At 61.1% G+C, this 26342-nt stretch carries 28 protein-coding genes and 2 pseudogenes; 13 read left to right on the plus strand and 17 right to left on the minus strand.

The window, feature by feature from the left end; genetic code table 11:
* Nucleotides 1-88: 88 nt before the first annotated feature.
* The 5 genes and pseudogenes from LAN64_07315 (at nucleotide 89) to LAN64_07335 (ending at nucleotide 2538) form a co-directional block, all read left to right on the plus strand.
* Nucleotides 89-358, plus strand: coding sequence for a hypothetical protein (locus tag LAN64_07315; GenBank protein ID MBZ5567646.1), 270 nt, complete (start codon nucleotides 89-91; stop codon nucleotides 356-358).
* Between the two features lie 2 nt (nucleotides 359-360).
* On the plus strand, nucleotides 361-651 hold the full coding sequence (locus LAN64_07320; GenBank protein MBZ5567647.1) for a hypothetical protein: 291 nt from the start codon (nucleotides 361-363) through the stop codon (nucleotides 649-651).
* A gap of 203 nt (nucleotides 652-854) precedes the next feature.
* Nucleotides 855-1349: pseudogene (locus LAN64_07325) on the plus strand (transposase).
* 229 nt (nucleotides 1350-1578) lie between these two features.
* Entirely contained in the window at nucleotides 1579-2076 is a 498-nt protein-coding gene (locus LAN64_07330) for a hypothetical protein (GenBank protein MBZ5567648.1), read from the plus strand.
* Nucleotides 2077-2286: 210 nt separating this feature from the next.
* The gene (locus tag LAN64_07335; protein ID MBZ5567649.1) at nucleotides 2287-2538 is read left to right on the plus strand and encodes a hypothetical protein; all 252 of its coding nucleotides are present in this window, start codon (nucleotides 2287-2289) and stop codon (nucleotides 2536-2538) included.
* 365 nt (nucleotides 2539-2903) lie between these two features.
* On the opposite strand, the gene add is transcribed toward LAN64_07335, so the two are convergent.
* The 7 genes from add to LAN64_07370 form a co-directional block, all read right to left on the minus strand.
* Nucleotides 2904-3902 carry an adenosine deaminase gene (add, locus tag LAN64_07340; protein MBZ5567650.1) on the minus strand — a complete coding sequence of 333 codons (999 nt, stop codon included), beginning with the start codon at nucleotides 3900-3902 and terminating at the stop codon, nucleotides 2904-2906.
* Between the two features lie 87 nt (nucleotides 3903-3989).
* A complete protein-coding gene (locus LAN64_07345; protein ID MBZ5567651.1) occupies nucleotides 3990-5555 on the minus strand; it encodes an amino acid permease in 1566 nt (521 codons plus the stop codon).
* Nucleotides 5556-5659: 104 nt separating this feature from the next.
* Entirely contained in the window at nucleotides 5660-5821 is a 162-nt protein-coding gene (locus LAN64_07350; protein ID MBZ5567652.1) for a hypothetical protein, read from the minus strand.
* A 216-nt stretch (nucleotides 5822-6037) separates the two neighbouring features.
* The gene (locus LAN64_07355; GenBank protein ID MBZ5567653.1) at nucleotides 6038-8638 is read right to left on the minus strand and encodes a UvrD-helicase domain-containing protein; all 2601 of its coding nucleotides are present in this window, start codon (nucleotides 8636-8638) and stop codon (nucleotides 6038-6040) included.
* A 10-nt stretch (nucleotides 8639-8648) separates the two neighbouring features.
* Entirely contained in the window at nucleotides 8649-9134 is a 486-nt protein-coding gene (locus tag LAN64_07360; protein ID MBZ5567654.1) for a hypothetical protein, read from the minus strand.
* Nucleotides 9135-9202: 68 nt separating this feature from the next.
* The gene (locus tag LAN64_07365; GenBank protein MBZ5567655.1) at nucleotides 9203-9658 is read right to left on the minus strand and encodes a DUF971 domain-containing protein; all 456 of its coding nucleotides are present in this window, start codon (nucleotides 9656-9658) and stop codon (nucleotides 9203-9205) included.
* 435 nt (nucleotides 9659-10093) lie between these two features.
* Nucleotides 10094-10300: a hypothetical protein gene (locus LAN64_07370; protein ID MBZ5567656.1), complete on the minus strand. Its 207-nt coding sequence runs from the start codon at nucleotides 10298-10300 to the stop codon at nucleotides 10094-10096.
* 120 nt (nucleotides 10301-10420) lie between these two features.
* On the opposite strand from LAN64_07370, the gene rpmB reads away from it, so the two are divergent.
* Entirely contained in the window at nucleotides 10421-10609 is a 189-nt protein-coding gene (rpmB, locus tag LAN64_07375; GenBank protein MBZ5567657.1) for a 50S ribosomal protein L28, read from the plus strand.
* A gap of 109 nt (nucleotides 10610-10718) precedes the next feature.
* Here rpmB and LAN64_07380 read toward each other — a convergent pair whose 3' ends face one another.
* Entirely contained in the window at nucleotides 10719-11096 is a 378-nt protein-coding gene (locus tag LAN64_07380; protein MBZ5567658.1) for a RidA family protein, read from the minus strand.
* 298 nt (nucleotides 11097-11394) lie between these two features.
* On the opposite strand from LAN64_07380, the gene LAN64_07385 reads away from it, so the two are divergent.
* The 7 genes and pseudogenes from LAN64_07385 to fsa all read left to right on the plus strand — a co-directional run bounded on the left by LAN64_07385 (nucleotide 11395) and on the right by fsa (nucleotide 17227).
* Nucleotides 11395-12030, plus strand: coding sequence for a DoxX family protein (locus tag LAN64_07385; protein ID MBZ5567659.1), 636 nt, complete (start codon nucleotides 11395-11397; stop codon nucleotides 12028-12030).
* A 63-nt stretch (nucleotides 12031-12093) separates the two neighbouring features.
* Complete coding sequence (gene hslV / locus LAN64_07390; GenBank protein ID MBZ5567660.1) at nucleotides 12094-12660, plus strand: ATP-dependent protease subunit HslV; 567 nt, start codon at nucleotides 12094-12096, stop codon at nucleotides 12658-12660.
* Nucleotides 12661-12701: 41 nt separating this feature from the next.
* A pseudogene (locus tag LAN64_07395) lies at nucleotides 12702-12887 on the plus strand (DUF3052 domain-containing protein).
* Between the two features lie 26 nt (nucleotides 12888-12913).
* On the plus strand, nucleotides 12914-14329 hold the full coding sequence (gene hslU / locus LAN64_07400; GenBank protein MBZ5567661.1) for an ATP-dependent protease ATPase subunit HslU: 1416 nt from the start codon (nucleotides 12914-12916) through the stop codon (nucleotides 14327-14329).
* Between the two features lie 107 nt (nucleotides 14330-14436).
* Nucleotides 14437-15519 (plus strand): hypothetical protein, encoded by a 1083-nt coding sequence (locus LAN64_07405; GenBank protein MBZ5567662.1) that lies wholly within the window; start codon nucleotides 14437-14439, stop codon nucleotides 15517-15519.
* Between the two features lie 103 nt (nucleotides 15520-15622).
* A complete protein-coding gene (locus LAN64_07410) occupies nucleotides 15623-16426 on the plus strand; it encodes a fumarylacetoacetate hydrolase family protein (protein MBZ5567663.1) in 804 nt (267 codons plus the stop codon).
* A 126-nt stretch (nucleotides 16427-16552) separates the two neighbouring features.
* On the plus strand, nucleotides 16553-17227 hold the full coding sequence (gene fsa, locus LAN64_07415) for a fructose-6-phosphate aldolase (protein ID MBZ5567664.1): 675 nt from the start codon (nucleotides 16553-16555) through the stop codon (nucleotides 17225-17227).
* 473 nt (nucleotides 17228-17700) lie between these two features.
* Here the strand turns inward: fsa and LAN64_07420 are convergent, their stop codons facing one another.
* From LAN64_07420 to LAN64_07460, 9 genes are all read right to left on the minus strand, one after another.
* On the minus strand, nucleotides 17701-18729 hold the full coding sequence (locus LAN64_07420) for a hypothetical protein (GenBank protein ID MBZ5567665.1): 1029 nt from the start codon (nucleotides 18727-18729) through the stop codon (nucleotides 17701-17703).
* A 65-nt stretch (nucleotides 18730-18794) separates the two neighbouring features.
* Complete coding sequence (locus tag LAN64_07425) at nucleotides 18795-19571, minus strand: SDR family oxidoreductase (protein MBZ5567666.1); 777 nt, start codon at nucleotides 19569-19571, stop codon at nucleotides 18795-18797.
* Between the two features lie 148 nt (nucleotides 19572-19719).
* Nucleotides 19720-20535, minus strand: a complete 816-nt coding sequence (locus tag LAN64_07430; GenBank protein ID MBZ5567667.1) for a gamma-glutamyl-gamma-aminobutyrate hydrolase family protein — start codon at nucleotides 20533-20535, stop codon at nucleotides 19720-19722.
* Nucleotides 20536-20613: 78 nt separating this feature from the next.
* Nucleotides 20614-21408, minus strand: a complete 795-nt coding sequence (locus tag LAN64_07435; protein MBZ5567668.1) for a 1-acyl-sn-glycerol-3-phosphate acyltransferase — start codon at nucleotides 21406-21408, stop codon at nucleotides 20614-20616.
* Nucleotides 21409-21555: 147 nt separating this feature from the next.
* Nucleotides 21556-22932 carry a bifunctional folylpolyglutamate synthase/dihydrofolate synthase gene (locus LAN64_07440; GenBank protein MBZ5567669.1) on the minus strand — a complete coding sequence of 459 codons (1377 nt, stop codon included), beginning with the start codon at nucleotides 22930-22932 and terminating at the stop codon, nucleotides 21556-21558.
* 80 nt (nucleotides 22933-23012) lie between these two features.
* Nucleotides 23013-23870, minus strand: a complete 858-nt coding sequence (gene accD / locus LAN64_07445; GenBank protein MBZ5567670.1) for an acetyl-CoA carboxylase, carboxyltransferase subunit beta — start codon at nucleotides 23868-23870, stop codon at nucleotides 23013-23015.
* 96 nt (nucleotides 23871-23966) lie between these two features.
* Nucleotides 23967-24503, minus strand: coding sequence for a cob(I)yrinic acid a,c-diamide adenosyltransferase (gene cobO, locus LAN64_07450; GenBank protein MBZ5567671.1), 537 nt, complete (start codon nucleotides 24501-24503; stop codon nucleotides 23967-23969).
* 92 nt (nucleotides 24504-24595) lie between these two features.
* Nucleotides 24596-25039: a 23S rRNA (pseudouridine(1915)-N(3))-methyltransferase RlmH gene (locus tag LAN64_07455; protein MBZ5567672.1), complete on the minus strand. Its 444-nt coding sequence runs from the start codon at nucleotides 25037-25039 to the stop codon at nucleotides 24596-24598.
* A 138-nt stretch (nucleotides 25040-25177) separates the two neighbouring features.
* Nucleotides 25178-26014, minus strand: coding sequence for a class I SAM-dependent methyltransferase (locus LAN64_07460; protein MBZ5567673.1), 837 nt, complete (start codon nucleotides 26012-26014; stop codon nucleotides 25178-25180).
* Between the last annotated feature and the right edge of the window lie 328 nt (nucleotides 26015-26342).

Consider the following 26342-nt stretch of genomic DNA (forward strand, 5'->3'; position numbering starts at 1 on the left):
ATGGGCTGGAAGGACATCTGGCAACTGAGAGCAATCCTAGGAAGAGGAGAAACAGAAAAAGCTGCGACTAAGCAGGAGGTCGCGTAACATGATCCCGAGCGCCGCTCTTCAACCTCCAACTAAAAGCGGGACACTCTCCCAGAAATTTGCGCAACAACTAGAGAGGCAACTGTCGAAGGATGGTCTCAGTAGCGTCCATAAAACCGAGAAGAGCCTACAGAAGCCTGTTACAGAGCACAAAGCGAAGCTGGCCGATCCGAATCTGCAATACAAGAGTGCAATCGTGAAGCAGCTCGCAAAACAGGAACGGCAACTACAAACTGTCAAGGAATTTTTGACGGACATTCCGAAGGACTGAATATGGCTGACGATCAGGATGTACCGAATGGGCAACAGCGAATAGAAGGTCTGACCGAGAGATTTTATCGATTGGTTAGAGATAAGAATTTACTTTCGGATGAAGTGGCCCAGGATGTTGCCTATGCAATGAAAGAGGTGCATCGTTCCGGCGCGTTGTTCTATGAGCAGTATCTCCCAAGTCTGCTTAGCAACCCTGATGCTGATCCAGATACGCTCCGAGATCGGCTGTGGGACATCAGAGAAGAGTTTCGCAGGCTCCAAGCAGTGATCGAGGAAGCTGTCGAGTTTTGAAATGTGGCTGGCGACGGGTGGCCCACATTTGCCCGGTGTTGGGGGGGCTGGCCCACTCTTTCAGTCAAGAAAAATCCCGAGGTTGCCCCACCCTTGTCTCGCCTGACAGCGCCCTGCCCCGAAACGGAGCAATAGCGAGACAGGGTGGGGATTTTCCGTTCGCATCACAGGCTCCTATCATGTTAAAGGATTATGCTTATGGTATGCCTTGGGGACTGAAGCGTTACCAACAGTCACGCTGCCTGCACTTTATCACCTTCAGTTGTTACCATGGCGAACCCCTGCTGGCGACGCCTCGGGCGCGGGACATCTTCGAGGCAGAACTGGAGCGGGTGCGGCGCTGGTACGGCTTTTACGTGAGCGCCTATGTCGTCATGCCCGAACACCTACATCTGCTGGTCAGCGAGCCGGAGCGCAAGCAGCTTTCGGTTGCGATCCAGATGTTGAAGCAGATCGTATCGCGCAAGCTGCGCCGGCCCGGTGAGCGTCAGTTCTGGCAAACCCGCTACTATGACTTTCCCACTCCTGGCGAGAAGAAACGCGTTGAGAAACTGCAGTACACACACATGAACCCGGTCAAGCGCGGCCTGGTAAAACGACCTGATGACTGGAAATGGAGCAGTTTTCTTCATATCGCCGCCGGGTACGGAGGGACAGTGGTAATCGAGTCACAGTGGACGGCGCGGAAGCGAGAACGCTCGGGTAATGCCTTACCGATGGTGCGCCGTCAGGAACTACCCCACCCTGTCGCTCCAAACCCGGGAGCGACAAGGGTGGGGCAACCTCAAGAGTAGTCGCGCGCGAAAGGGTGGGCCAGCCCCCACAGGAGGCTCCGGGGCAACAACCATAGCAATCCAGAACGCCGCAGGGCGTACCGTCACGAAAATCAGGTACTAAGCAATGTGTGCCACTCAAAGAGGAGAAACTGTGAAGCTGGGCGAGGACGAAATCGTTTCGCTCTTGAATGAAGCGAAGTATCTCTTCTTGCGCGACATCTCTGAACCCGAGGAGAACTCACTACGCCTTGTTGTTGAAGAGGCGATTGCGGATCACACGCAGACCATATCAACGACAGACTCAGCCAGTCCGTTCGCTGAAATCATGAAAGGTGCTTCGCCGGTCAAGGCAGTCGAGGGCTGTCGGAGATTCGAACTCCAGTGGAGCCGCTACGTCGCCTATCTTGTTACCGAAGAGAGCGTGGGTTCTGGCGGGAACTACGAGGACGAGGTTTACACCGGCAAGCTGTTTCGGGAGTACACCAAATCGCATTTTCTCGACCTTCTTGCCCGTGACACGGGAGGCCACTTCGAGCCGATCTTGCAGTACAAGCTGATCTGCCAGAACCATCTCATTGACGTGGCAGCCTACGGCCCACCGGAAGTTCGGCTCTTGGAGAGTAGCGGGACAAAGCTTAAGCCTAACTGAATCAAGACCGACGCGCTCGATAGGCGGGTGGCACACCTTTCAAGTAGAACCAAACTCGTGGGTGGCCCACCTTTCGCGGTTTTCGAAAGGTGGGAGTAGCGGATTTCTGATTTCGGTACTCTGACTTGGCCCACTTTGCGCATCTGATTTGGCCCACCCTGTAAACCGAATCGACCTACTCTGTTCCAACCAGCCGGAACGGGGAGGCCGATGGACAGGAGACGCAAGGTGGAGCTGTTTGAAGAGATCAGACGGGAGTACACCCACGGCGTTGGCACGATCCAAGGCACCGCGCAGAAGTTGGGGGTGCACCGGCGGATGGTGCGGCAAGCGCTGGCCAGCGCAGTTCCTCCGGAGCGGAAGCAGCCGGTACGACGCAAGCCGGCGGGTGGCACACCCTTTAGGCAGCTCAACCCTACCCCAGCGTGGGTGCCCGACCTTTCGCTTCGAAAGGTGGGATAGCGAATCGTCAAGCCTTGATTTATGACTGCCAGTCATCATGCCGCCTTGTCACACTGACCTATGACCAAATCGCTTGACCTCCCGAGATATAATGGAACTAGCTGAAAACTCGGCTGGCATTCGGGCCGCAGGCTTCAATCCTGCGGCCCGCGGTGTCTTGCCACTATTACTTGTGGTCGTGAGGTGTGACAACAGTATATCTTCGGTTTTCCAGAAAACCCGAACGTATCTTGTTGATTCTACAGACCAGCCCCACAGTAACCGTGCCGAATCCACGGTATACCGTGCGTAACTCATTGATTCCACACGATAGGAGTGGGGAGGGGGGTGGGTTAACAGCCCTATGGGTGACTAAGTAGTACTGATTAGAAATTCAGCAGAAATTCTCGCTTGCGCTCTTCCGGCAAAAACGATGCCCGAAATGAATTCTTCGCCAATTCGCGCAGTTGCTCATCGCTGAAGCCGAACGTTTCCTGCGCCAGCTGGTACTCGCGGCAGAGTGAAGTTTCGAACATTGCGGGATCGTCGGTGTTGAGCGTGACCACGATTCCGCGGTCGTAATAAGTCCTCAGCGGATGCTGCTCAATTGCCGCGCAACATCCAGTACGCAGGTTGCTGGTAAGGCAGACCTCGATCGGCACTTGCGTCTTCGCCAGCCGCGCCATCAACTCGCTGTCCTGGCACGCGGTGAGCCCATGCCCGATGCGCTCGGCCCTCAAGGCGTCCAGCGCGCCGAGAATGGATTGCGGCCCGCTGGATTCGCCGGCGTGCGCGGTGAGGCGCAGGCCGTTGCCTTTGGCGCGTGCGTACAGCTTGCGGAAGAGTGCGGGCGCGGCCAGACGCTCGTCGCCGCCGATGCCAATGCCGACCACGTTGCGCTCGCGAAGCTCAATGGCCTTGTTGAAGACGTGCTCCGCCGCCTCGACGCCGAAGTGGCGCACCGCGTCGAAGATCCACAGCAGCGAGACGCCGAAATCGCGCTCGCCGCGCTGTCGCCCGCGCTCCAGGCCCTCGAAGATGGCGTCGAAGTCGCGATTGCGGAACAGGATCACGCCGACCGAAACGTAGACCTCGGCGTGAAGCACGTTTTCCGCCTTGAGCTTCTGCATCAGGCGATAGGTGATCAGCTCGTAATCGTCGGGCGTGCGCAGCCATTGCGTGATGCGCTTGAACGCCTCCAGAAAGGCAGTGAAATCCCGGTGTTTGTAGAGCTGCGCCAGGCGCGTGCGATCCACCGGCCCGCCGCCGTGACGGACGATCAGCTCGGCCAGCTCATCCGGGCCGATGGAGCCTTCCAGGTGGAGATGGAGTTCGGCCTTGGGAAGAGAGCGGATGTAGGTCGACGGTTCCCTCGCTCCGATCACGCAAAAACCCGACACAGAGACACTGAGAGAAAAACGATGATCAATATATCTCTGTGCCTCTGTGTCTCTGGGTTCATCGTTCGTTGCTCAGTGCCGAGCGAATTCTGAGTGCCGCCGGCTCCACAGGAAATAGATGCATAAGCCAATTGCCAGCCAGACGAAGAAACGGATCCAGGTGATGACCGTCAGTCCCGTCATCAGGCCGCCGCAAAGCACCACGGAAATCAGCGGGAACAGCGGCACCAGCGGGACGCGGAAGCCGCGCGGACGATCCGGCTGCGTGCGCCGCAGGAAGATCACGCCCAGAGAGACGAGCACGAAGGCAAACAAGGTTCCGATATTGGAGAGATCGGCGGCATCGCCGATGTCCACCACTCCAGCGGGAATGCCGACTGCGAAACCCGCGATCCAGGTGGACCAGTGCGGCGTCTTGAACTTCTTGTGCACGACGGAAAAGATGCGCGGCAGCAGGCCGTCGCGCGACATGGCAAACCAGATGCGCGTCTGGCCGTACTGGAAGACGAGCAGCGACGACAGCATTCCCGTCAGCGCGCCAATGATGATCACCGACTGCCACACACGGCTGGCGCCGAGGTGCTTGAGCGCGTACGCGACCGGCGCTTCGGCGGCCGCGCCCTCGGTGAAAGTTGTGTATTTCATCATGCCCAGCAGCACCAGCGCCACGCCGACGTAAAGGATGGTGCAGACGATGAGCGAGGCGATGATGCCGAAGGGGATGTCCTTCTGCGGCTCCTTGGATTCTTCGGCGGCGGTGGAAACCGAGTCGAAGCCGATATAGGTGAAGAAAATGATGGCGCCGCCGGTGACCACACCGGCAAAACCCGAGGGCATGAACGGATGCCAGTTCGCCGGACGCACCAGCATGCCGCCGACGATGAGGAAGATCACGATGGCCGTGAGCTTGACGGCAACCATGATGTTATTGGTCTCGGCCGACTCACGCACGCCGCGCACCAGCAGGATGGTCAGGACAAACACGACGAGGAATGCGGGCAGGTTGAAGTACGCGCCGGTCCATTTGCCCGAGGCCCAGACGGCGCTCGACCAGTGATCCGGCAAGACAATGCCAAAGGCGGCGAGCTGGGCTTTCAGATATCCGCTGAATCCGACGGCGACCGCGACGTTGCTGACCGCGTATTCCAGAATCAGGTCCCAGCCGATGATCCAGGCGAAGATTTCGCCGAGCGTGGCGTAGGAGTAGGTGTAGGCGCTGCCGGCGATGGGGATCATCGAAGCCAACTCGGCGTAGCACAGCCCGGCGAAGCTGCACGCGACGGCGACCAGGATGAACGAGATCGCGATCGCCGGTCCCGCCGGAGGACGTCCGTGCATGAGCGCGCCCGCACTCGACGCGTGGCGCAGCCAGTTGGCGATCAGGTCGAGCACCTGCGCGTGCAGGATGGAGGGAACCTCGAAGTGTTCGCCCGCGGCGGCTGTTCCGGTGAGCACGAAGATGCCGCTGCCGATGATGGCGCCGATGCCGAGCGCGGTCAGGCTCCACGGGCCCAGCGTTTTCTTGAGCCGGTGTTCGGGCCGCTCGGAGTCGGAGATCAGCTTGTCAATGGACTTACGGGCGAGAAGCTGGGAGCGCGGGTGTGCGCTCGTCTCTGTCGTGGCAGGTGTTTTGAGCAAAAGGATTTCCGCCGTGATTGAGAATTGCGGAATTGCGGAACCGCGGAATCGGGTAATTGGAATCAAGCACAATTACCCGATTACCTGCTTCAACAATTCCCCGATTAACGTTTGCTCTGGCCGCGCACCATCTTTTTTACTTTGCGCTTCTTGGAGCCGCGGGCGTAATCGCGTTTCTTCTTCGGTTTCTCGATCGAGGCCTTCTTACGGGCCGTGCGCTTGATTTTCTTGCGTTCTTCCTTGGACAGTGCTTGCGTATTTGCCATGAGTTCTCGCTAGATTGGATTAGTTCTGTCGCCCGCTGAAGCGGGCTTGATCTCTTGTTCCCTGCGACCCACGGCTTACGCCGTGGGCTACGTTCTGCCGCGCGCTTCGCTTGCTCGAAGCCGGTCCACAACCGCGAAACAGCCACGCTGCATAGCTGAAAGCTGACAGCTCATAATGACGGCTGCGAGCCGATAACTGGCAGCCGGTAGCTTGTTTCACACGCGCTCCAGTTGCGCATACTTCTCGACCAGCTTCTTCAATCCGAATCTTGGGAATTGTACCGTAAGCTTGGCGTCGTCTCCTTCGCCCTCGCGCTTGTACACCGTGCCCTCGCCGTATTTCGGGTGCTTGACGCGCTGGCCGGGACGGAATCCGGTTCTCCCGGTCGGTGCGGCAGCCTCGACCTTCGGTCGAGCGAATTTCTTGCCGCGCGAGGCGAAGAACTCGGCGATGTTGTCAATTGAGTTGTAGGTTGGGTGCGACGACGCATACGACGCCCGCTTCTGCCGGCCGTATCTGGGACGCTGGTCTTCGCTCTCGTAGTCGTAGTGCGAAGAGGCGTCGTCAGAACCCACACGCGAGGGCGCGTGTGCCACACCATTGGTTTCGCTCCAAGCCGAACGGCGCGGCGCGCCCAGGTCGTCCAGCAATTGCTCCGGAATCTCCTCCAGGAAGCGCGAGGGAATGGAGGCCTCCGGCATATCGGTGCCGTAGCGGCGGCGATAACGAGCGCGGCTGAGGATGAGCTGATCCATGGCGCGCGTCATGCCGACGTAGCACAGGCGGCGCTCTTCCTCGATGTCGTCGGGATTAAGGAACGTCCGCGAGTGCGGAAACAGGCCCTCTTCCATGCCGGCGAGGAAGACGAGCGGAAACTCCAGCCCCTTGGCGGAGTGCAGGGTCATAAGCGTGATCTTTGCCGCGGCATCGTACTGGTCCTGGTCGCTGACCAGCGCGGCGTGATCGAGGAATTCCTGGAGCGACTCGCCGCGGTCACGCGAATCCATGGCGGCGTTGACCAGCTCGCGCAGGTTCTCGACGCGGGCCAGCGATTCGGGTGTGTCCTCCTCCTCGAGCTGCTTGATGTAGCCGGTGCGGTCGAGCAGGTACTTGAGCAGTTCGGCGGTGGTGGCGGCGCGCGGCTCTCCGCTGAGGAGGGCGCCAGCAGCAGCAGAGTCTGCGGCTTCGTCAGGCGAAGGCGAGTTGGAGTCCGAATTGCCGGAAGCGGACGCGGCAACATCCAGATTCGCGCCGAAGTCAAAGGAGTCATCCTCTGTCACCTGCGGTGCGGCTTCGGGCGCAGTGCGGTCTTCGAGCTCGCTGGGGCTCTCGTCAACCGAGTCGCCGAGCCACTCGGCATAATTGCCGGAGAGCACAGCGCGTCCGCCTTCGACGATGTCGCGGAAATTCTTTAGCGAGGCGACGGCGCGCGGCGGGACCAAGCAACCATTGACCACGCTCTCAATCGCGCCCCAGAGCGAGGTGCCGGTTTCGAGCGCAATGCGCTCCAGCGTGTCCAGCGTAGTTCGTCCGATACCGCGCGCGGGCGTATTGATGACGCGCATAAGCGCGATGGTGTCGTCGGCATTCTGCACCACCTTGAGATACGAGATCATGTCCTTGATCTCGGCGCGCTCGTAGAACGAGAAGCCCCCGACCACGTGGTAGGGCAACTGGTAGCGGCGCATCGCCTCTTCAAACAGGCGCGACTGCGCGTTGGTGCGGTAGAGCACGGCGGCGCGGGCGCGGGCTTCATCCATGCCGTCCTGCGCCGCTTGCCGCAGGTACTTGGAGAACAAGTCGGCGGCGAAGAGCGCTTCGTTCTCGCCGTCGGGCGCCTCGTAACAGCCGATGCGATTGCCGCCCTGGCGCGAGGTCCACAGGTTCTTGCCCTTGCGCTTGACGTTGTTGGCGACCACGGCGGAGGCGGCGCTCAGGATGTTTTGGGTGGAGCGGTAGTTCTGCTCCAGGCGGATGATTTTGGCATCGGGAAAATCTTTTTCGAACTCGAGGATGTTGCGGATGTCGGCGCCGCGCCAGGAGTAGATGGACTGGTCCTCGTCGCCAACGGCGCAAACGTTGTGGCGCTCGCCGGCCAGCAGCCGCATGAGCTCGTACTGCGGGCGGTTGGTGTCCTGGTACTCGTCAATCAGGATGTACTGAAAGCGGCGGTTCCAGTAATGGCGCACCGGTTCGGCGACCTTCAGCAGGCGCACGGTCTCCAGCAGCAGGTCGTCGAAATCCATGGCGTTGGCCTTGCGCAGCTCCTGGCGGTAGATCTGGTAGACATGCGCGACTTGCTCGGATTTCAGGTCGGAGGATTGCAGGAAAGTTTCCTGCGGATCGAGCATGTGGTTCTTGGCCCAGGAAATGCGCGCCAGCACGGAACGCGGCGTGAGTTGCTTGTCGTCGAGGCCGAGACGCCGGATGGCCTGCTTGACCAGCGCTTGCTGGTCGGCTTCGTCGTAGATAGCGAAATCCTTGCGGTAGCCAACGTTGTTGACGCGCAGGACCTCGATGTCGCGGCGCAACATGCGCACGCACATGGAGTGGAAGGTGGAAATCCAGGGCTTGGCGAAGCTGCGGCCGCCGAGCAGGTGCTCGACGCGCTCCGCCATTTCGGAAGCGGCTTTGTTGGTGAAGGTGACCGCCAGGATGGCCTCGGGCTGCACTCCCAGGTGCTCGATCACGTGCGCGATGCGGTAGGTGATGACGCGGGTCTTGCCCGAGCCGGCGCCGGCGAGGATGAGGATGGGCCCGTCGGCGGTTTCGACCGCTTCGCGCTGCTGGGGATTGAGCTCGTCCAGGAACGTCACTGTCACCAGTTTACCGCGAGGGAGGGCCCCCAATCGTAAGCCGCTTGTGCAATTCGCCAAGCCACCAAAGCATCCCGAGAAAGATCGGGATCAAAGCAAGACGTGGCCAACCAGGACGGATCCAATTGGAGTGGAAGGGATCAAAGATGAGCAAAACTGCTATCCCGATGACCGCTGCGACAGTCAACAGAAAGACGATTAATCGTTTGTCGAAAAGCTGCGGAATGGCCAGTGGGCGCGGTATTCCAGCAGCATCGACCATAACAAGTCCGTAGAAATCCTCTTTCTGCAGAGCAGAAAGCGCATCCTCCCAAGCAGCCTTTTCAGGAGCACTCTTGCAGGCGTTCCGGTACGCTTTTTTCAAGAGAGACGCGATTTTCTTCTCGTACCCCTCCGAATCGTACTCAGAGTCGAATTTCTCGTTTGCTTCCAAGTCAGCTTCGCCGGATGTTTCCGAGAACAGAAACATGCGGCGTTCGATATCTGAGAGCTTCACACCGTCCCGCTGCGCTTGCGAATTGCTTTGCGGAGTCGGACGTTTGGGATGCGACTTCCATTTAGCACTCAGTGCGGCACGGTGCGGGTTACACCCGCACCCGGCGGTTTCATCTCGCGTCGCAGGCTGGAGCACTCGCGGCAGGGGCAGAACTCGCGCAGGAAATCCCAGGAAAAGATGCCGTGCTCGTGGCCGTCGCTCCAGGTGAAGCGGATAGCGTACTTGCCGACGCCTTCGGCCACGGTGGGCTTCGGAGGCGGCGTGAACATGGGCAGGGCGCCGGGCGCGGGCTTGGGACGCTCGCCGGGTTCGCGATTTTCCTTAACGCGCAGCTCGTTGCAGAGGGCGCAAGGACAGGCGTCGCGCAGATATTGGAACGAGTAGGAGCTCTTGTGCCCGTCCATCCACTCGATGTCCATACCGGTGCCGTCCTTCAGGTGGACTTTGACCGACTTGGGGGCGGGCTGCGTAACGACAGGCATGGAGTTAGTATCGCATAGTCGGTAAATTACATTTGACGCCATTTCGCGCAGGCGCGCGTCTGTGGAGAAGCCAGGGGCAAGGCCGTGCTACTTTCGCGCGGGCAAGCTGGTGCGCTATCGGCGCGCCGATGGGGACCGATCGACGGCCCGCTGCAGACGGCGCGGCCACAGCCGTGAGTTGCAGCAAGGCCACTGTACCGCGCCGCGCCGCCGGCTAATGGAATCGCCTTCAGTTTCTTAATTCTCCCTTTTTTTGACCCCAATTCGCGCAGGCGCGTATAGTCGGCCCCGCAATGAAAGACGAAGGATCCAAGGAAAAAGAACTTCGGGAAGTCATGCGATCTGAGCGCAGCCGCGGTGCGCGGCACGCGTCGGTCGCAGCCCAGAGAGATCGCGACGTCTTACGCCGGATGAAGGCGCTACTCGAACTCGACAACGAGCGGGAGTTCGTTTCAGTGTTGAAAAATGAATTTGGAATTATCGAGACTTCGCTGAACTTCGCTGCGATTTTGCAGGCTTGGCGTGCGAGGCGGTGAGCTTGTCCACGCGCTCGCAGAACGAGTCGATCCGGCGGTTCTGTTCTTCCTCGGAGAACTGCTCGAGATGTTCAAACACGAGGTCGGTGATCTTCCGCGCCGCTTGCTTGGCAGTCAATTTCGGCGGTCGTTTGGGTGCAGTCGCCATGGAGTCGCTCGAACGAATTGTACACCTGGATCATTAGATGCCTCAGCGGTTGTCAGGTCGCGGCAGCTCCTGTAAAATCTATGTTTTGCCCCACTGGGAATGGAAGGATTCTGAGCAGTCATGGCACAAGTCTGTGATGTCTGCGGCAAGGGACCGCAGTTCGGCAACAATATCAGCCACGCCCACAACGTCACCAGGCGGCGCTGGAACGTCAACCTGCGCCCGGTACGCGCCAAGGTGAAGGGCGCGACCAAGAAACTGCGGGTGTGCGCGTCGTGTTTGCGCAGCGGGAAAGTTGTGAAAGCGTAGCAAGCTCTTAGCTTTTAGCGATCCACGCTCTGGGCGCTGCTAACATTCTGAGGACGATCAGCCGGCCGAAGTGGCCGGTTTTGTTTAGTCCGTCGGAACCGGCCAACTTCTACAGCACGGCAATCACATCAATTTCCACCAGCACATCCTTGGGCAGTCGCGCCGCCTCGACGGTGGAGCGCGCCGGCGGCTGCTGGCTGAAGAACTTCCCGTAAACCTCATTCATCGCCGCGAAATCGTACATGGATTTCAGGAAAACCGTCGTCTTCACCACTTGCTCCAGGTTGCTGCCCGCTTCCCCGAGCACGGCGGAGAGGTTTTTCAGCACGCGCTCAGTCTGGGCGGCGATATCGCCCTCGATCAGTTGGTTAGTGGCGGGATCGAGCGCGATCTGGCCGGAGCAGAAAATCATTCCATTGGCGCGGATGGCTTGCGAGTAGGGGCCGATGGCTTTGGGGGCATTCGCGGTGGCGATGACTTGGCGCATGATTTCTCCCTCGGTGTTGGTTGGTGTTTAGTCCTCGGCCTGCCATTCCCGGGCGCGGCGCGGTAGCAGTTTTGCCCTTTCAAGGGCTCGTCGAGCCAATGAATCGCGCGCCAGACGGCGGATTGTAGCAGCAGTCCGACGACGCGGTGAGGGCCATAATTACCGCGGTCGATTCCCGAATGCGGTCCGAAGTGCAATAATTTGCAACCGCTTTGGTGCAAATATCCCTTGGTGCATGAGGGCCAATGGGTGCATGATTCCGAATAGGAAAGTCCCCCGAGCCTCAGCGGGAGCGTTCATGGCCTATTCGCACTCGCGGCTACACCGGACGCTGGCATTGGTCCGCATCCTAACGGGCGTGCTGTTCCTGTTCCTCGGCGCGCACAAGATATCCTCCTGGGAATTCGCCAAGGTTGAATTCCCGCAATTCGTGTGGGATGCGACCCATGGCGCTGCCGTCGGCTTCTATGCCACTTTCCTCAATAACGCGTTCGAGAGTCATCCGTCGGGGATGGCGTTCCTGATTGGGCTGACGGAACTATTTATCGGTGTAGGACTGGTACTGGGGCTAGCCGTGCGCCCCATCTCGGTGCTCGGGATGGTGTACATGCTGAATCTCATCCTGGCGACGTGGATGGCGCCCGGCTCGAACGTCGACCTGTGGCGCTACCTGGACAACGAGTCCAAGCTAATCACGATGTTCTTTCTCTTTCTGCTGTTCGGCATCGGGCACGCGGGCGAGTCCTTTGGGCTCGGGGCGCTATATCACCGCCGCCGGCGCCTGAAGTGGGCGGCGGCGGAAGCAGGCCAGGAGGAATCCGCCGACGATCGCAAGTACGATAAGATTGACCAGCGGTACGGGACGGATGAGGAACATGCCGCCCGCGGCCGGGAGCTGGGCAGCCATTCCATGCACTCCCGTCTAATGCCCTGAGCTTCGTACACCGTTCGCCCGCGCAACCCCGCTTCTGTGGCTGCTATAATCAAATCAGTTCTAATGAAAGCTCCGCGTGCAGTAGCCGAAGCTCATTTCCCGAAAATCCGCTCTACCACTGTGCTGGCTGTACGCAAGGACGGCAAGGTGGTCATGGCTGGAGATGGCCAGGTCACCCTCGGCGAGGGCGTGGTCAAGCATACGGCGCGCAAGATCCGGCGGCTTTACCAGGACAAGATCCTAGCCGGTTTTGCCGGGTCCACGGCCGACGCTTTCTCGCTGTTCAGCCGTTTCGAATCCAAGCTGGAGCAGTATCACGGGAACCTGGGCCGCGCCGCGGTGGAGCTGGCGAAGGACTGGCGCACCGACAAGGCGCTGCGCCACCTGGAGGCGCTGCTGCTGGTGGCCGACCACACGCAGACGTTCCTGATCAGCGGCGCGGGCGACGTGATTGAGCCCGATTCCGGGATTGCCGCCATCGGCAGCGGAGGCCCGTATGCGCAAGCGGCGGCCCAGGCCCTGGCGGCGCATACCGAGCTGCCGGCGCGCATGATCGCCGAGGAAGCGATGAAGATCGCCGCCCGCATGTGCATCTATACGAACGAGCAGTTCACGTTTGAAGAGCTGTGAGGGGAGCGCTGTTCGCCCGGATTAGCGATACGACAGGCGCCATGGTTTGGGTCTCGTGGCCGAAGAAAGCATCCGGGGTGGCCACCGATCTCACCGAAGACGTGGTGCGTCGGGCTGGGCTGCCGCTGGGCTGGGTGGACGTGAAGGTTTGGGCGATTGACCAAACCTGGTCGGGCCTGAAGTTTTATCGGCGCAAAGCGCAAGCGAAGGCGGCCGCTCGAAACTAGAAACCAGAAACTAGAAACTGTCTCTTATGGCTATTTACTTACCGCAGACCGCAGAAGAAGAAAGCATCGGACTCGACGAGCTGACCCCGCGCGAGATCGTGGGCGAGCTCGACAAGCACGTTGTGGGCCAGCAGGCGGCCAAGCGCGCTGTGGCCATCGCCCTGCGCAACCGCATGCGCCGCCAGAAACTGTCGCCCGAGCTGGCGGAAGAAGTCATTCCCAAGAACATCATCATGATCGGCCCCACGGGCGTGGGGAAAACCGAGATCGCGCGCCGTCTGGCCAAGCTGGCCAACTCACCGTTCCTCAAGGTCGAGGCCTCGAAGTTCACCGAGGTCGGCTACGTCGGGCGCGACGTTGAGTCCATGGTCCGCGACCTGGTCGAGATCGCCATTGACATGGTGCGCGAAGAGAAGCTGGAGGACGTGGCGGACAAGGCCGAACTGAACGCCGAGGAGCGGCTGCTGGACCTGCTGCTGCCTGCCAACGTCGGATTCGCCAGCACGCCACCGCGGACGGATGGCGGATCTGCGATTGAGATAGTCCATCCCGGAGACTCGAATACGCGCACGCGGGAAAAACTGCGTCAGCAGTTGCGCGAAGGCAAGCTCGACGACCGCATTGTCGAGCTCGACGTGCGCGAAAAGTCGTTTCCCGCGTTCGAAATCGTCTCCAACCAGGGTGTCGAGGAGATGGACGTCAATATCAAGGACATGCTGCCCAATATCTTCGGCCAGCGCACCAAGAAGCGGAAGATGAAGGTCAGCGAGGCCTTCGAGTACCTGGTGCAGGAAGAAGAGTCGCGCCTGATCGACATGGACCAGGTGACGCGCATCGCGGTGGAGCGGGTGGAGCAGTCGGGCATCATTTTCCTGGACGAGATCGACAAGATCGCCGGCCGCGAAAGCGGTCACGGACCCGACGTTTCGCGCGAAGGCGTGCAGCGCGACATCCTGCCCATCGTGGAAGGCACCACGGTCAACACGCGCTACGGCATGGTGCGCACCGACCACATCCTGTTCATTGCTGCGGGCGCGTTCCACGTCTCCAAGCCGAGCGACCTGATTCCGGAACTGCAGGGCCGGTTCCCGATCCGCGTCGAACTGCAATCGCTGACCATCGCCGACTTCATCAAGATCCTCACCGAACCCAAGTCATCGCTGGTAAAGCAGTACACGGCGCTGCTGGAGACCGAGGGCCTGAAGCTGGAGTTCACCCCGGAATCGCTGGAAGAAGTGGCGAACTTCGCGGCGCGGGTGAACGAGGGAACGGAAAACATCGGGGCGCGGCGGCTGCACACCATCATGGAGCGCGTGCTCGACCAGATCAGCTTCGACGCCCCCGACATGAAGGAAAAACAGGTTACCGTGGACGCCGACTACGTGCGCAAGATGCTGTCGGAGATCGTGAAGGACCAGGATTTGTCGCGGTACATTTTGTGATTTGCTGATTGGGTGATTGGCCCGGCGGACTGCTGGGCCTTTTCGTTTTCCAATCGGCAAATCAGTAAGTCGGCAAATCGGAAATTCTGCTACGCTGATTGGCTTTCATGAAATCCAAGCTTGATCTCATTGCAGCGCTGCTGTGGTGTGCGCTGCTCGCCGCCTGCGGGACGCCGGGCGCGCCGCGTCCGCCGTCGCTGGAGTTGCCGCAGCCGATCAATGATCTGGTGGCCACGCGGCAGGGAGACAAGGTCACGCTCGCCTGGACCGTCCTGCGCGAGACTACCGACAAGCAGAACATCCGGCATCCCGGGCCGGTGCGGGTTTGCCGCGGCGTGAACACCACCGCCATGGTGCAGTGCCCGCAGGTGGCGGAGCTTCCGCCTGCCAACGCGCCGCCGTTGAAGAACGCCAAGCAGGAGCAGAGGACGTACACGGACACCTTGCCGCCGCAATTGCAGCAACAGTATCCAACGGGTTTTGCGACCTACGCGGTGGAGACGCTCAACCCACGCGGGCGCAGCGCCGGGTTGTCGAACCAGGTGGAGGTGCCGCTGGCGCCGACGCTGGCGCCGCCCAATGATGTGCGCGCGCAGGTCAGGCCGGAGGGCATTGTGCTCACCTGGACAGGCGTGCTCCACGAGCACGAAGCGCCGGAGTTGCGGCACGTGCATCGCATCTACCGCCGGACACCGGAGACACCGGCGTGGAGCGCGGTTGGAGAGGTACAGCTTTCCACCGACCCGCACGCCCGCTTCGTGGACATCGGATTCGAGTGGGAAAAGACGTATCTGTATCGCGTGGTGGTGGTCACCTCGGTCGTTCGCGGTGGTGAAACGGCGGTGCAGGTTGAGGGCGAGCCGTCAGCAGACGTTCAGGTCTTCGCGCACGATGTGTTCCCGCCGGCGGCGCCGAGCGGGTTGCAGGCGGTGGCCAGCGGCGTGGGACAGCCGCCGTTTTTGGATTTGACCTGGGCGCCGAACACCGAGCCCGACCTCTCCGGCTACAACCTCTATCGTCACGAGGCAGGCCAGCCGCCGGTGAAAATCAATTCCGAGCTGGTGCAGACACCGGCGTACCGCGACCGCGCGGTGGCGTCAGGACACAAGTACATTTATTCCGTGACTGCGGTGGATTTGCGCGGGAACGAAAGCCAGCAGTCACCCGAAGCTTCTGAGTCAGTTCCATAAAAAGCTGACCGCAGAGGTTGCGAAGGAAGCGTGCCAACAATTTCTGAATTCCTTTGCGCGCCTTGGCGTTCTTTGCGGTAAAAATGTGTTGTAAGGTTCCCAAATGAAATATTGCCGACTGCTCATTAACAACGAACCGCAGTTCGCGCTGGTGGAGACCGAAGGGTCCACCGGGCGGGAGCTGATCACGCGCGTGTTCAAGTCCGCGCCCGCAGCGCGTATTCCGGACGAAGACGCGGTGTCGAAGCGCATTAATCCCATCCCGCTGCAAGATGCCGGTCTGCTGACGCCGGTGTTGCCCTCGAAGATCGTCTGCGTGGGCCGGAACTACCGCGCGCACGCGGCCGAGCTGGGCAACGAGGTTCCCACCGAGCCGCTAATCTTTTTCAAGCCGCCGTCTTCGCTCAACGATCCCGGCGCGCAGATTCGCCTGCCCCGACTCTCGCAGAACGTGCCCTACGAAGGCGAGCTGGCGGTGGTGATCGGCAAGACCTGCTACCACGTGCGCGAGGGCGAGGACGTGCGCGACTACATCCTCGGCTACACCATCCTCAACGACGTCACCGCGCGCGACCTGCAGAAGAAAGAGAACCAGTGGGCGCGCGCCAAGGGCTTCGACACCTTCGCTCCAGTCGGGCCGGTCGTGGTGGACGGCCTGGATCCGTGGGCCGGCATCGAGGTGGAAACGCGTATCAACCACGAGGTGCGGCAGCACGGCACCACCGCCGATTTCATCTTCCCGCTCGATGTTATAATCCGCCATATTACCGCCGCCATGACGCTGGTTCCCGGCGATGTCATTGCTACCGGAACGCCCGAAGGCGTCGGGCCGCTGCACGCCGGCGACGTCGTGGAAATCTCCGTCCAGGGTGTCGGCACGCTGCGCAATCCCGTGGTGGACGAATGACGAGGTGGGTAATTTCGTAAGTGGGTGACTCGGTAATGGAAGCGGTTCGATTGGCCGTTAGTTTTCTGCAATTACGAAATTACCAATTTACCCGATTACCAAATTTGTAGAAGATGTGGGTTCAGCATGAAATTCTTCATTGATACCGCCAACCTGAACGAAATCCGTGAGGCCAATGCCATGGGCATCCTCGACGGCGTCACCACCAACCCCTCGCTGATCGCCAAGGAAGGCAAGCCATTCAAGGACACGATCCTGGAGATCTGCCGGATTGTGGACGGGCCGGTCAGCGTGGAAGTAGTGGCCATCGAAGCCAGGGGCATGCTGCGCGAGGCGGAAGAATTCGCGACGTGGCACAAGAATGTCGTGGTTAAGCTGCCCACCACGAAAGAAGGATTGAAGGCGTGTAAGACGCTGAGCGGAAAAGGCATTCGCACGAATTTGACGCTGTGCTTCTCGCCCAACCAGGCGCTGATGGTGGCCAAGGCGGGCGCCACCTATGTCAGCCCGTTTGTCGGGCGGTTGGATGACATCAGCCACGTCGGTATGGACTTGGTTCGGCAGATCATCCAGATCTATAACAATTACGGATACAAGACGCAGGTGCTGGCAGCATCGCTGCGGCATCCGCTGCACGTGGTGGAAGCTGCGATGGCGGGCGCGCACGTGGCCACTATCCCATTCAAGGTGCTGGACCAGATGATCAAGCATCCGCTCACCGACAGGGGCCTGGACGCCTTCCTCAAAGACTGGGAGAAGGTGAAGGCGCTAGCGGAAGCGGAGTTGATCGCGAAGGGCTGACGCAGTTGCAGGAATGAAAGCGGTGCGGCGCGAGGTAGCGCCGTTTGCATTTGGGCTATCGGCGTTCGGCTGTCGCTTCGGCGGCTGGGCGGATTGATTCACCCGACTGACGTTAGTCCATGGCCGAGAGCCGTACCGCACCCCAATCGTAACCTCTCGCAACCCGCATCTAAGGGGTAAGCTGGATTTGTCCGCTGCGAGAGGAGCAGTAGGTTGCGCGTGCGGGTGGCCAAGTATGTTTCCGAGAGGAGTATGAGCGCGCTTCGTTTTTATGCTGTGATGGCGGCGGGCATTACCGCCGTGGGTGTTGGTGTGTGGCAGTGGATCCGCGCCCATCGCACCACTCCAGAACAGCGGGAGCGCGCGCGGCGGCAGCGGCTGGCGCAGATCGGCCGCATCTGCGATGGCACCATCGTCGACGTGCAGGAAATCAGCGCCAACGGCCGCGGCCCTATGCAACTGATCATGTTTACCTACGATGTCGGCGGCGTGTCGTACGAGGCGTCGCAGGACATCACCCACCTGCAGCAGGCCATCGACATCCACTCCTGCAAGCTGGGCCTGCCGACCTCAATCAGGTACGATCCGCACAATCCGGGAAACTCCATCGTCGTTGCTGAAGCCTGGACGGGAATCAGGCAGTAGGCGAAAGGCGAAGGGCGCAAGGCTTCACGGAGGCTTTTCGGCGGGGTCTTGTTCGGGTCGTAAGTGATCGCGGCCTGGAACATCGAGTCGGAGATCCCGACGTTGTAACGCACGCCGGTGATGAAGCGCTGGTTGTTGGTGTCGCCGTTGTGCGAGCGCAGGATGCTGTATGGCGTCATCACCCCCTGCACGAGACGCCAGTTGTCGAAGATCTCGCCTTCCACGTTTTTCAGCCGGTCGGTGGGGTCGCGCCACTCGAACGTCTTCTTGATCGGCAGATGGGTGTGGCTGTCGAGGAAGAGCGTGACCGCGTCATTGTCGGCGGTGAAGATGCTGACCTGGTCCGCCGGCTTCTGCTCGGCCACCGCGGGCCCGTCGTAGAACAGCGCCATGCCGGGCTGATTGAGCCACTGACGCAACACGATCTCGAGTGAATGGCGATAGCGGCGGTTGTAGTCGGCGACCTGCTCGGGCTCCTGCGCGGCGGTGCCCTTGTAGGTGATCTCGTAGCCCTTGTCGCCGACGTTGATGAACACCACGTCGCGCTGCTTGGTGAGCTCAATGCGGTCCTTGTCGGGATATTTCCAGAAGCGCCAAAACAGGGTGCCCAGGCTGTTGGGCTGGCCCTGGAAATAACTGTACGAGCGTCCCTGCTGCTCCATGTCCTGCAAGTTGAGCCACGCCTGCCCGCCCAGCGCCTGGATGCACTGGTCGAGCAGGGCGCGGGCTTTCTGCGCGTTGGCGTCCTGCGGGGCTTGCGCCGGCTTAGCCACAGAGGGCACGGAGGATGGAGGGGCTTGGGCCGCGGCTAAAACCGCGTACGCCGCAAGAAGCACGACAATGACGAATGACTTCATAGTGAACTGACTATTTTAGATGCTTGCCGGAAATCGCGTCCGGCAAGGAGCCCGGAGCCTGAAGCCTATCCCACCAGCACCGCGCCGCCGTTGACGTTGAAGATTTCGCCGGTGATGAAGCCGGCATGTTCAGTGCACAGAAACAGGATAGGCGCGGCGATCTCTTCTGGGGTGGCGACGCGGCGCAGCGGAATGGTGTTGAACACCTTCTCGCGCGTGACCGGATGATTGAGCGCGGGGGCGGCCATATCGGTCGCCACCCAACCGGGAGCGACGCAGTTGACGCGGATGCGGTCGGGCGCCAGCTCGGTCGAGAGTCCCTTGACCATGCTGATTACCGCGCCCTTGGCGGCGGCGTAGTCGCAATGGAAGGACTCGCCGCGCTGCCCGGCAGTCGAACTGACCAGCACGATGCTGCCGCCGCGGCCCTGTTTTTTCATCTGCGCCACCGCGTGCTTCACCAGGCCGAAGACGCTGTCGAGGTTGATGGCGATGGTTTCGTGCCATTGCTGATCCGTCATGCGATCGATGGGAACATCTTCGGGTGGCCAGATGCCGTGGTTGGCAACCAGAATGTCCACGCCGCCAAAGCGCTGGACGGCCCGCTCGATCAGCTCGCGAGCGGACTCGACATTGCGGAGATTGGCCTGCACGGCGGCGCAGCGGTCTGTACCGCACTCGTTCACTACGCGATCGGCAGCGGTGCGGTTCTGCTGGTAGTTAAACAGCACCTTGGCGCCGGCGGCGGCGAACATCTTGACGGTGGCCGCGCCGATGCCGCGCGACCCGCCGGTGATGACGGCGACGCGATCCGGGAGCGAGAGATTTGGCGCATTAGGCATCAACGAATGAAATTAGCAGAAGCGAGTTTCTAGTTTCCAGTTTCTAGTTTCCTAAATGGCAGCACATGTCAGGTTACCAGTGTCACACAAGCAACTCTAGAACTCGGGTCGGAGACCCAAGCCACACATCCCCGCTGGAAACTGGAAACTAGAAACTGCTCTTCAGCGACTCGAAGTCCGGCACCGGGACGCGCGGCTGCTGGTGGCGGCGCAGCGCGGCCTGCGTGAATGCCCGGAAGATGGCGCGCGAGGGTTCGTCGTCAGCAAAGCTGCGCTCCGGGTGCCACTGGACGGCGAGGACGAAGTGGTCGGACGCAGCGCCTTCGACGGCTTCGACGACTTGATCTTTGTCGGAGCGGGCGACCACGCGCAGGCCGTCGCCAATCATGTCCGCCGCCTGGTGGTGGCTGGAGTTCACCTCGACGGAAATTTCCTGCTGCGGAACATAGTTCCCATCTTCGCAAACTTCGGTCGCGAATTCCTTCACCGGCGCAACGATGCCGGCGAGACGCGATCCATGCTCAATGGTGACGGTGTGCGCGCGCGGCACGGTGTGTCCGGCGGCGTGGTTGACCCCGGTGTCAAGGTGCTGGATGAGCGTTCCCGTGCGCCAGACGTTGAGTGCCTGCAAGCCGTAGCAGATTCCGAGGATGGGTTTGCGCATGTTGAACGCGTCCTGGAGCAGGAGTTCGTCCACATTGTCGCGGGTGGGATCGGCGGGCGCGGTGTGCGGATCGCGAGTGGCGGCGCCGTATTTTTCCGGGTCGATGTCGGCCTTGCTGCCGGGCAGAAGAATGCCGTCGCAACGCTTGGCCGCTTGCGCGATCTGCTGATTCGACCATTCCAGCGGAATGACGATGGGCTCACCGCCGGCCTGGCGCATCGCGTCTTCATATTGCGTCAGGGCGCGCAGAGCGTAGTCGCGCTCGGAGTGCGGGACGGGGATAGCAATCCTGGGTCGCATAAAAACAGCCGTTGGTAGCTGGTAGTTAGGAGTTAGCAAAAAACCGGTTTCGGCGATATCCAAAATAGTTTACCGCGCTCACGCCTGACTTCCTATGGTGCCCGCAGCCATGCGCGGGTCGGGTACGCGGGAATGGGAATAGTAGAGGTCCTCGACGGCTTTCTGCGCGCGGGCGGCGAGGACGTCCATGTCGCGCAGGCTGTAGCCAGCGGTTGAAATCGGCTCACCGATGACCAGCCGCATCGTGCCGGGTCGGATGTGAAAGCTGTTCATGGGGAGAACTTCGTAGGTGCCGACGATGGCCATGGGGACGATGTCCACCCCGGCCTTGATGGCGATGTAGAACGCGCCGCTCATGAAGGGCCGGACCTGCCCGCTGGCGGAGCGACCGCCTTCGGGGAAGACGACCAGTGGCATGCCGCCCTGCAGGCTGCGAACGCCGCGCATCAGGCTGCGCATGGAGGCCATAGCGCTGCCGGCGTCCACCGGAATCTGGCCGGAACGGCGCAGGTGCCAGCCCATGAACGGGTAGCGGAACAATTCTCTTTTGGCCATGATGCGGAACTGGAAGGGCAGGTGCTCGTAGAGGAGCGGGATGTCGAGTGCGGAAATGTGATTGGCGGCCAGCACCTGCGGGCGCGAGCGGTCGAGCCTCTCCATGCCGGTGATGGTGACCGGGCAGAAGATGGTGTGCAGGATCAGCCACGACCAGAGCCGCGCAAAACCGTGCTGGATGCGGCCGTCACGGTCGAACAGCGACGACAGCAGGGACAGCGTGCCGAGCACGAAGGTGTAGATGTAGATGAGGACGTCGAAGATGAAGATGGAGCGAGCCCAGCTCAGGGCGTTCCAGTGTTTCGCCGATGTGTTCACGTGCAATGTTTCTCTTGGTCTATCCGTCGATCGGTCCCAGCATCAACAAGCAGGCGCACAGGACCGACAGACCGAAGGGCCGACTGACCCGCGATTCACCTGAGATTTTAGCTTGTCCTCATCGCTTGGACGTAAACGACACTTTGGCTACGGCGCGATGCCCAGCACCGGCATGGCTTCGCCGACCACATAAATCGAGCCGGTGATCACAACTACAGCGTTGGCAGGGGTGAGGCGGCGGGCGGCTTGGATGGCGGCGGCGACGGTGGCACCGGTTTCGATCTCGGCGCCGGTGCGGGCGGCGGCGTCGCGGATCTCCTGGGGCGCGGCGGAGCGTGGGTTCTCGGCGCGAGTGGCGATGACGCGGTGCGCGAGTGGAAAGAGGATTTCCGCCATTTCGGCGATTGCCTTGTCGCGCATGGCGCCGAAGACAAACAGCAGCGGGCGGTCTGGGTAGCGCTGCGACAGCGCAGAACGCAGGGCCCAGGCGCCGGCGGGATTATGCGCGACGTCGAGGACGAAATCGATCGAGCCCTGGGGCTCAATCTGGAAGCGTCCCGGCCAGCGGGTTTCGCGGATGCCGCGCTCGATGTCCTGCGGGGTGATGCGCAGGCCCGCGTCATTGAGTTCGACAGCGGCAGCAACGGCGAGCGCGAGGTTGCGGAGTTGGTGACGGCCGAAAAGTGGCGACGCCACGGTGATTTCCTGGCCCATGACGGTGAGAGGGTAGGAGGTTCTGGTTTCTCGTTTCTGGTCGCTGGAAACAACAGATTCCTCGCTCCGCTCGGAATGACAATTCTCGATGGGTGAACCCGGCGACAGGGGCGGGACGTAGGGAACAGCGCTGACGCCGCGTGCGCCGCGGTCGAGGATGGTGTTGCCGATGACGTCGTTGGCTTCGGGATGCTGGGGCAGCGTGACCACAGTTCCGCCGGGACGAATGATGCCGGCTTTCTCACCCGCGATCTCGCGCACGGTGTTGCCGAGGAATTTCTGGTGGTCGAGCGAGATGTCGGTGATGACCGAGACCAGCGGGTCGACGACGTTGGTCGCGTCGAGGCGCCCGCCCATGCCGACCTCGAGCACGGCGATGTCCACGCCGCTGCGGGCGAAGTGCAGGAACGCCATCGCGGTGAGGATTTCGAAAAAGCTGGGATGCCAGGGCAGCTTGCCGGAGTCGAGCAGGCGGGCGACGGCGGCCTCGACGTCGTCGTGGGCGCGGGTGAAATCGGAGTCGGAAATCGGTTCGCCGTTGATGCGGATGCGCTCGTTGATGCGCACCAGGTGCGGCGAGGTGTAAAGGCCGGTGCGGTGGCCGGCGGCGCGCAGGATCGAGGCGAGCGTGGCGGCGGTGGAGCCTTTGCCGTTGGTGCCCGCGATCAGCACCGAACGGAATTGGCGCTCCGGCATGCCCAGCGGCTGCAGCAGCACGCGCATGTGCGCCAGGTCGAACTTGTGCGCCGGAGTACGCGCCAATTCGTGCCCCAGTTCGTAGAGTTGCGCGACTGCGGAATCGTAGGGCAAAGCTTCTAGCTCTTGGCTCTTAGCTGCCGTTCGGTGCAAGGTCAGCAGTCAAGTCCAAGCTGACAGCTAAGAGCTAATAGCTAAGAGCTTTTGCCGTTGGGCATCATGAAATCGAGCGCGCGCGCGATGTAGTTCTTCAGGTCCTTGCGGTGGACCACGGCGTCGAGCATGCCGTGCTCGAGCAGGAACTCGCTGCGCTGGAAGCCCTCGGGCAATTTCTGGCGAATGGTCTGCTCGATGACGCGCGGTCCGGCGAAGCCGATGAGGGCGCCGGGTTCGGCGATATTCAGGTCGCCCAGCATGGCAAACGACGCCGTCGTGCCGCCCGTGGTGGGGTCGGTCAGGACCGAGATGTAGGGCACGCGCGCGTCATCCATGCGCGCCAGCGCGGCGGATATTTTTGCTAACTGCATCAGGCTGATGACGCCTTCCATCATGCGCGCGCCGCCGGAGGCGGAGACGATGAGCAGCGGGTTGCCCAGGTCGGTGGCGCGTTCGACGGCGCGGGTGATGGCTTCGCCGACCACCGAGCCCATGCTGCCGCCGATGAAGGCGTACTCCATGGAGCTGACAATCACCGGTCGTCCGTTCAGTTTGCCGCGCGCGTTGACGATCGCATCTTTCAGGCCGGTATCCTTCCGCGTTTTCGTCAGCCGGTCGGAATATTTTTTCAGGTCGGTGAATTTCAGCGGGTCGGTGGAGGCGAGCTTCATGTCATCGGTGGTGTACTCGCCATCGTCGAGCAGTTGGGCGAGGCGGGTGCGCGCGTCCACGCGGAAGTGGTGCTGGCACTTGGGGCAGACGTTGAGATTGGCGTCGAGGTCCTTCTTCCAGATGATCTGGCGGCAGTCCTCGCACTTCACCCACAAGCCCTCGGTGCGGACCTTCTTTTCGCCGGAGGGTTCCAGGTCGCCCGACTGTCGTTTAAACCAGGTCATATTAATCGCGAAATTGCGGAATCGGGTAATTGCGGAATTTCAGCGACTGACGGCTCCAGTCGATTACACAATTCGGCAGTCACGCAGTTCCGCAATTCAGTACTCGATTCCCCGCTGCGCCTGCACGCCCTTTTCATAGGCGTGCTTCACCTGGCGCATCTCGGTGACGGTATCGGCCAAATCAACAATTGTGGGGTGCGCGTTGCGTCCCGTCAAGATGACGTGCACCATTTCGGGGCGATTCTTCAGCGCGTCGGCGACCTTGGCCGGGTCGAGCATGCCGTAGCTGATGGCATAGTTGATCTCGTCGAGGATCACCAGGTCCCACTCGCCGGACAGGATGGCCCTCTCCGCCTCGGCCCAGGCTTGCTCGACCATGCGAATGTCCTCGGGATCGGTTTCGGCGCCGCCCACCTTAACGAAGCCGCGTCCCATCTGCTTCATGACGAAACGGTCGCCGAAGGCCTGCACCGCGTCCAGCTCGCCGTAATGCCACGAGCCTTTCAGGAATTGCAGCATCAGCACCTTCATGCCCTGCCCGACGGCGCGCAGCGCCGTGCCCATGGCGGCGGTGGTCTTGCCCTTGCCCGGGCCGGTGTTGACGATGATGAGACCGCGGCGAACGTCTGGCATGCAGTTTCCAGTTTCTGGTTTCTAGTTTCTGGTCGTGAAGTGTGGTTTTCGAGCAAACCGGCCACTCGAAACCAGAAACTTGAAACTGTCCTTCAGTGCCCCAGGTGGTACGGATGTCCCTTGAGGATTGTAAATCCTCGGTATAGCTGCTCCAGCAAAACCACGCGGGCGAGTTCGTGCGCGAGGGTCATTTTGCCGAGCGAAAGCTGGAATGAGGCGGCAGCGCGAGCGGCGTCGGAGAAGCCGTCCGGACCGCCCACGGCGAAGAGCAGCGACTGCGTGCCGCGGTCTTGCTGCTGTTGGAGATATTCGGCGAACTGCTCGGAAGAAAGCTGCTTGCCACGCGCGTCGAGCAGGACGAGGGTCTGCGCAGGGCGGACGCCGGATTTTTCGAGTTGCCTCAGTAGTGCGGCTTCATGCGGCAGCTCGATCGAATCGGTTGGGATGTAGCGCGAAAGGCGCTCGAGGTATTCGGCGGTGAGCGACTGGATGGCGGACTCTTTGGTTTTGCCGATCCAGGCAATGCGCAGGCGCATACGCCATTTGTAATGGGTAATTGGTAATTTGCAAATTGATTCGGGCGGGCTGCGTCTGGTCAGGAATCGTAGTAGGTAGTCGGTAGTCCGTAGACTGGCCGACTGAGGACTACCGTGAGATGCAATTTACATCTTGAGTTATCGAACCCCGGCCGCGAGCACAAAGTCCGCCGTCATGTTCACTTTCTCGCCGTCCCAGAAGCGGGAGAAAGCGGCGTGGACGTCGCGGGTGATCGGTTCCATCTGTTCGGGGCGGATTTGCTCCAGCACGGGACGAAACGGGATGGTCACCGCCTGGTAATACTGCCAGAGCTCGTCAATGGAGCCGTGCCACACCCACGGTACGGTGTGGAGTTCTTCGTTGACGTCGCGGAATCCGGCGGCGGTAAGCGCGGCGGCCAGCGTACCGCGCTCGCCGAACTTGAACACCTGCTTGGCGGCTGGAGGCAAGTCGCCGCCGATGTGCCGCATGAGGATCATGCCGGTGGCTTGAAAATACGGCTGCTCCATCGGACCCCAGGCGAGGATGGCGACACGGCCGCCCGGCTTGAGCACGCGCCGTAGCTCGCTCAGGGCGCGCGGCAGGTCGGCGAAGAACATGACGCCGAGTCGCGAGGTCACAAGGTCGAAGTTCTCGTCGGGAAATCGCAGGCGATGCACGTCCTCGACTTCGAAGCTGATGTTGGTGAGGCCGCGGTCGCGGGCGCGCTGGGCGGCGATCTTCAGCGGCTCGGGCGACAGATCGGTGGCGATAACGTGGCCGTCCGGCGCAACCCGTCGCGCCACGAGCAGCGCCGGCGCGCCGGTGCCGCTGGCTACGTCGAGCACCTTCATGCCAGGTTGCGGCCGCGCGAAGTCAACAATCGCTTGGGTGGCGCCGCGACCCATTGCCGCCGAGGGGCGCTCCCAGCGGTTGGCGGCGTTCATGCGCGCGTGAGTTGCCCAGTCGGAGGCCCTTGGAGGCTTGGTTGCCATCAGGAAAAAATACCAGAAGAAGTGCTGCTCGTGGGGTATTCAATGCTAGCGCCGAATTGGGAACGCACGCGCAGCGGTGATGGCCGTCACCGCCGGGGAGCCCGCGCCGGGTAAAGACTTTCGATAGCGCGAGCGGTGAAAAAATACTGCCTTGCCTGAGCACAGCAACAGCGAAAACACACTGTTGCGTTGGCCGCGCTCCGCGGCCCCGTAAACCTTCACCCTAACCGGTTTCGCCTCACAAGGGGGAGGTATGGTGCTCCAGGATTCGAACCGTCTAAACCTACGATCCACGTTCATCTATCGCGGATGCGCCGCCCCTTGTATC

Source organism: Terriglobia bacterium (assembly GCA_020073185.1).
GTDB lineage: Bacteria > Acidobacteriota > Terriglobia > Terriglobales > Acidobacteriaceae > JAIQGF01.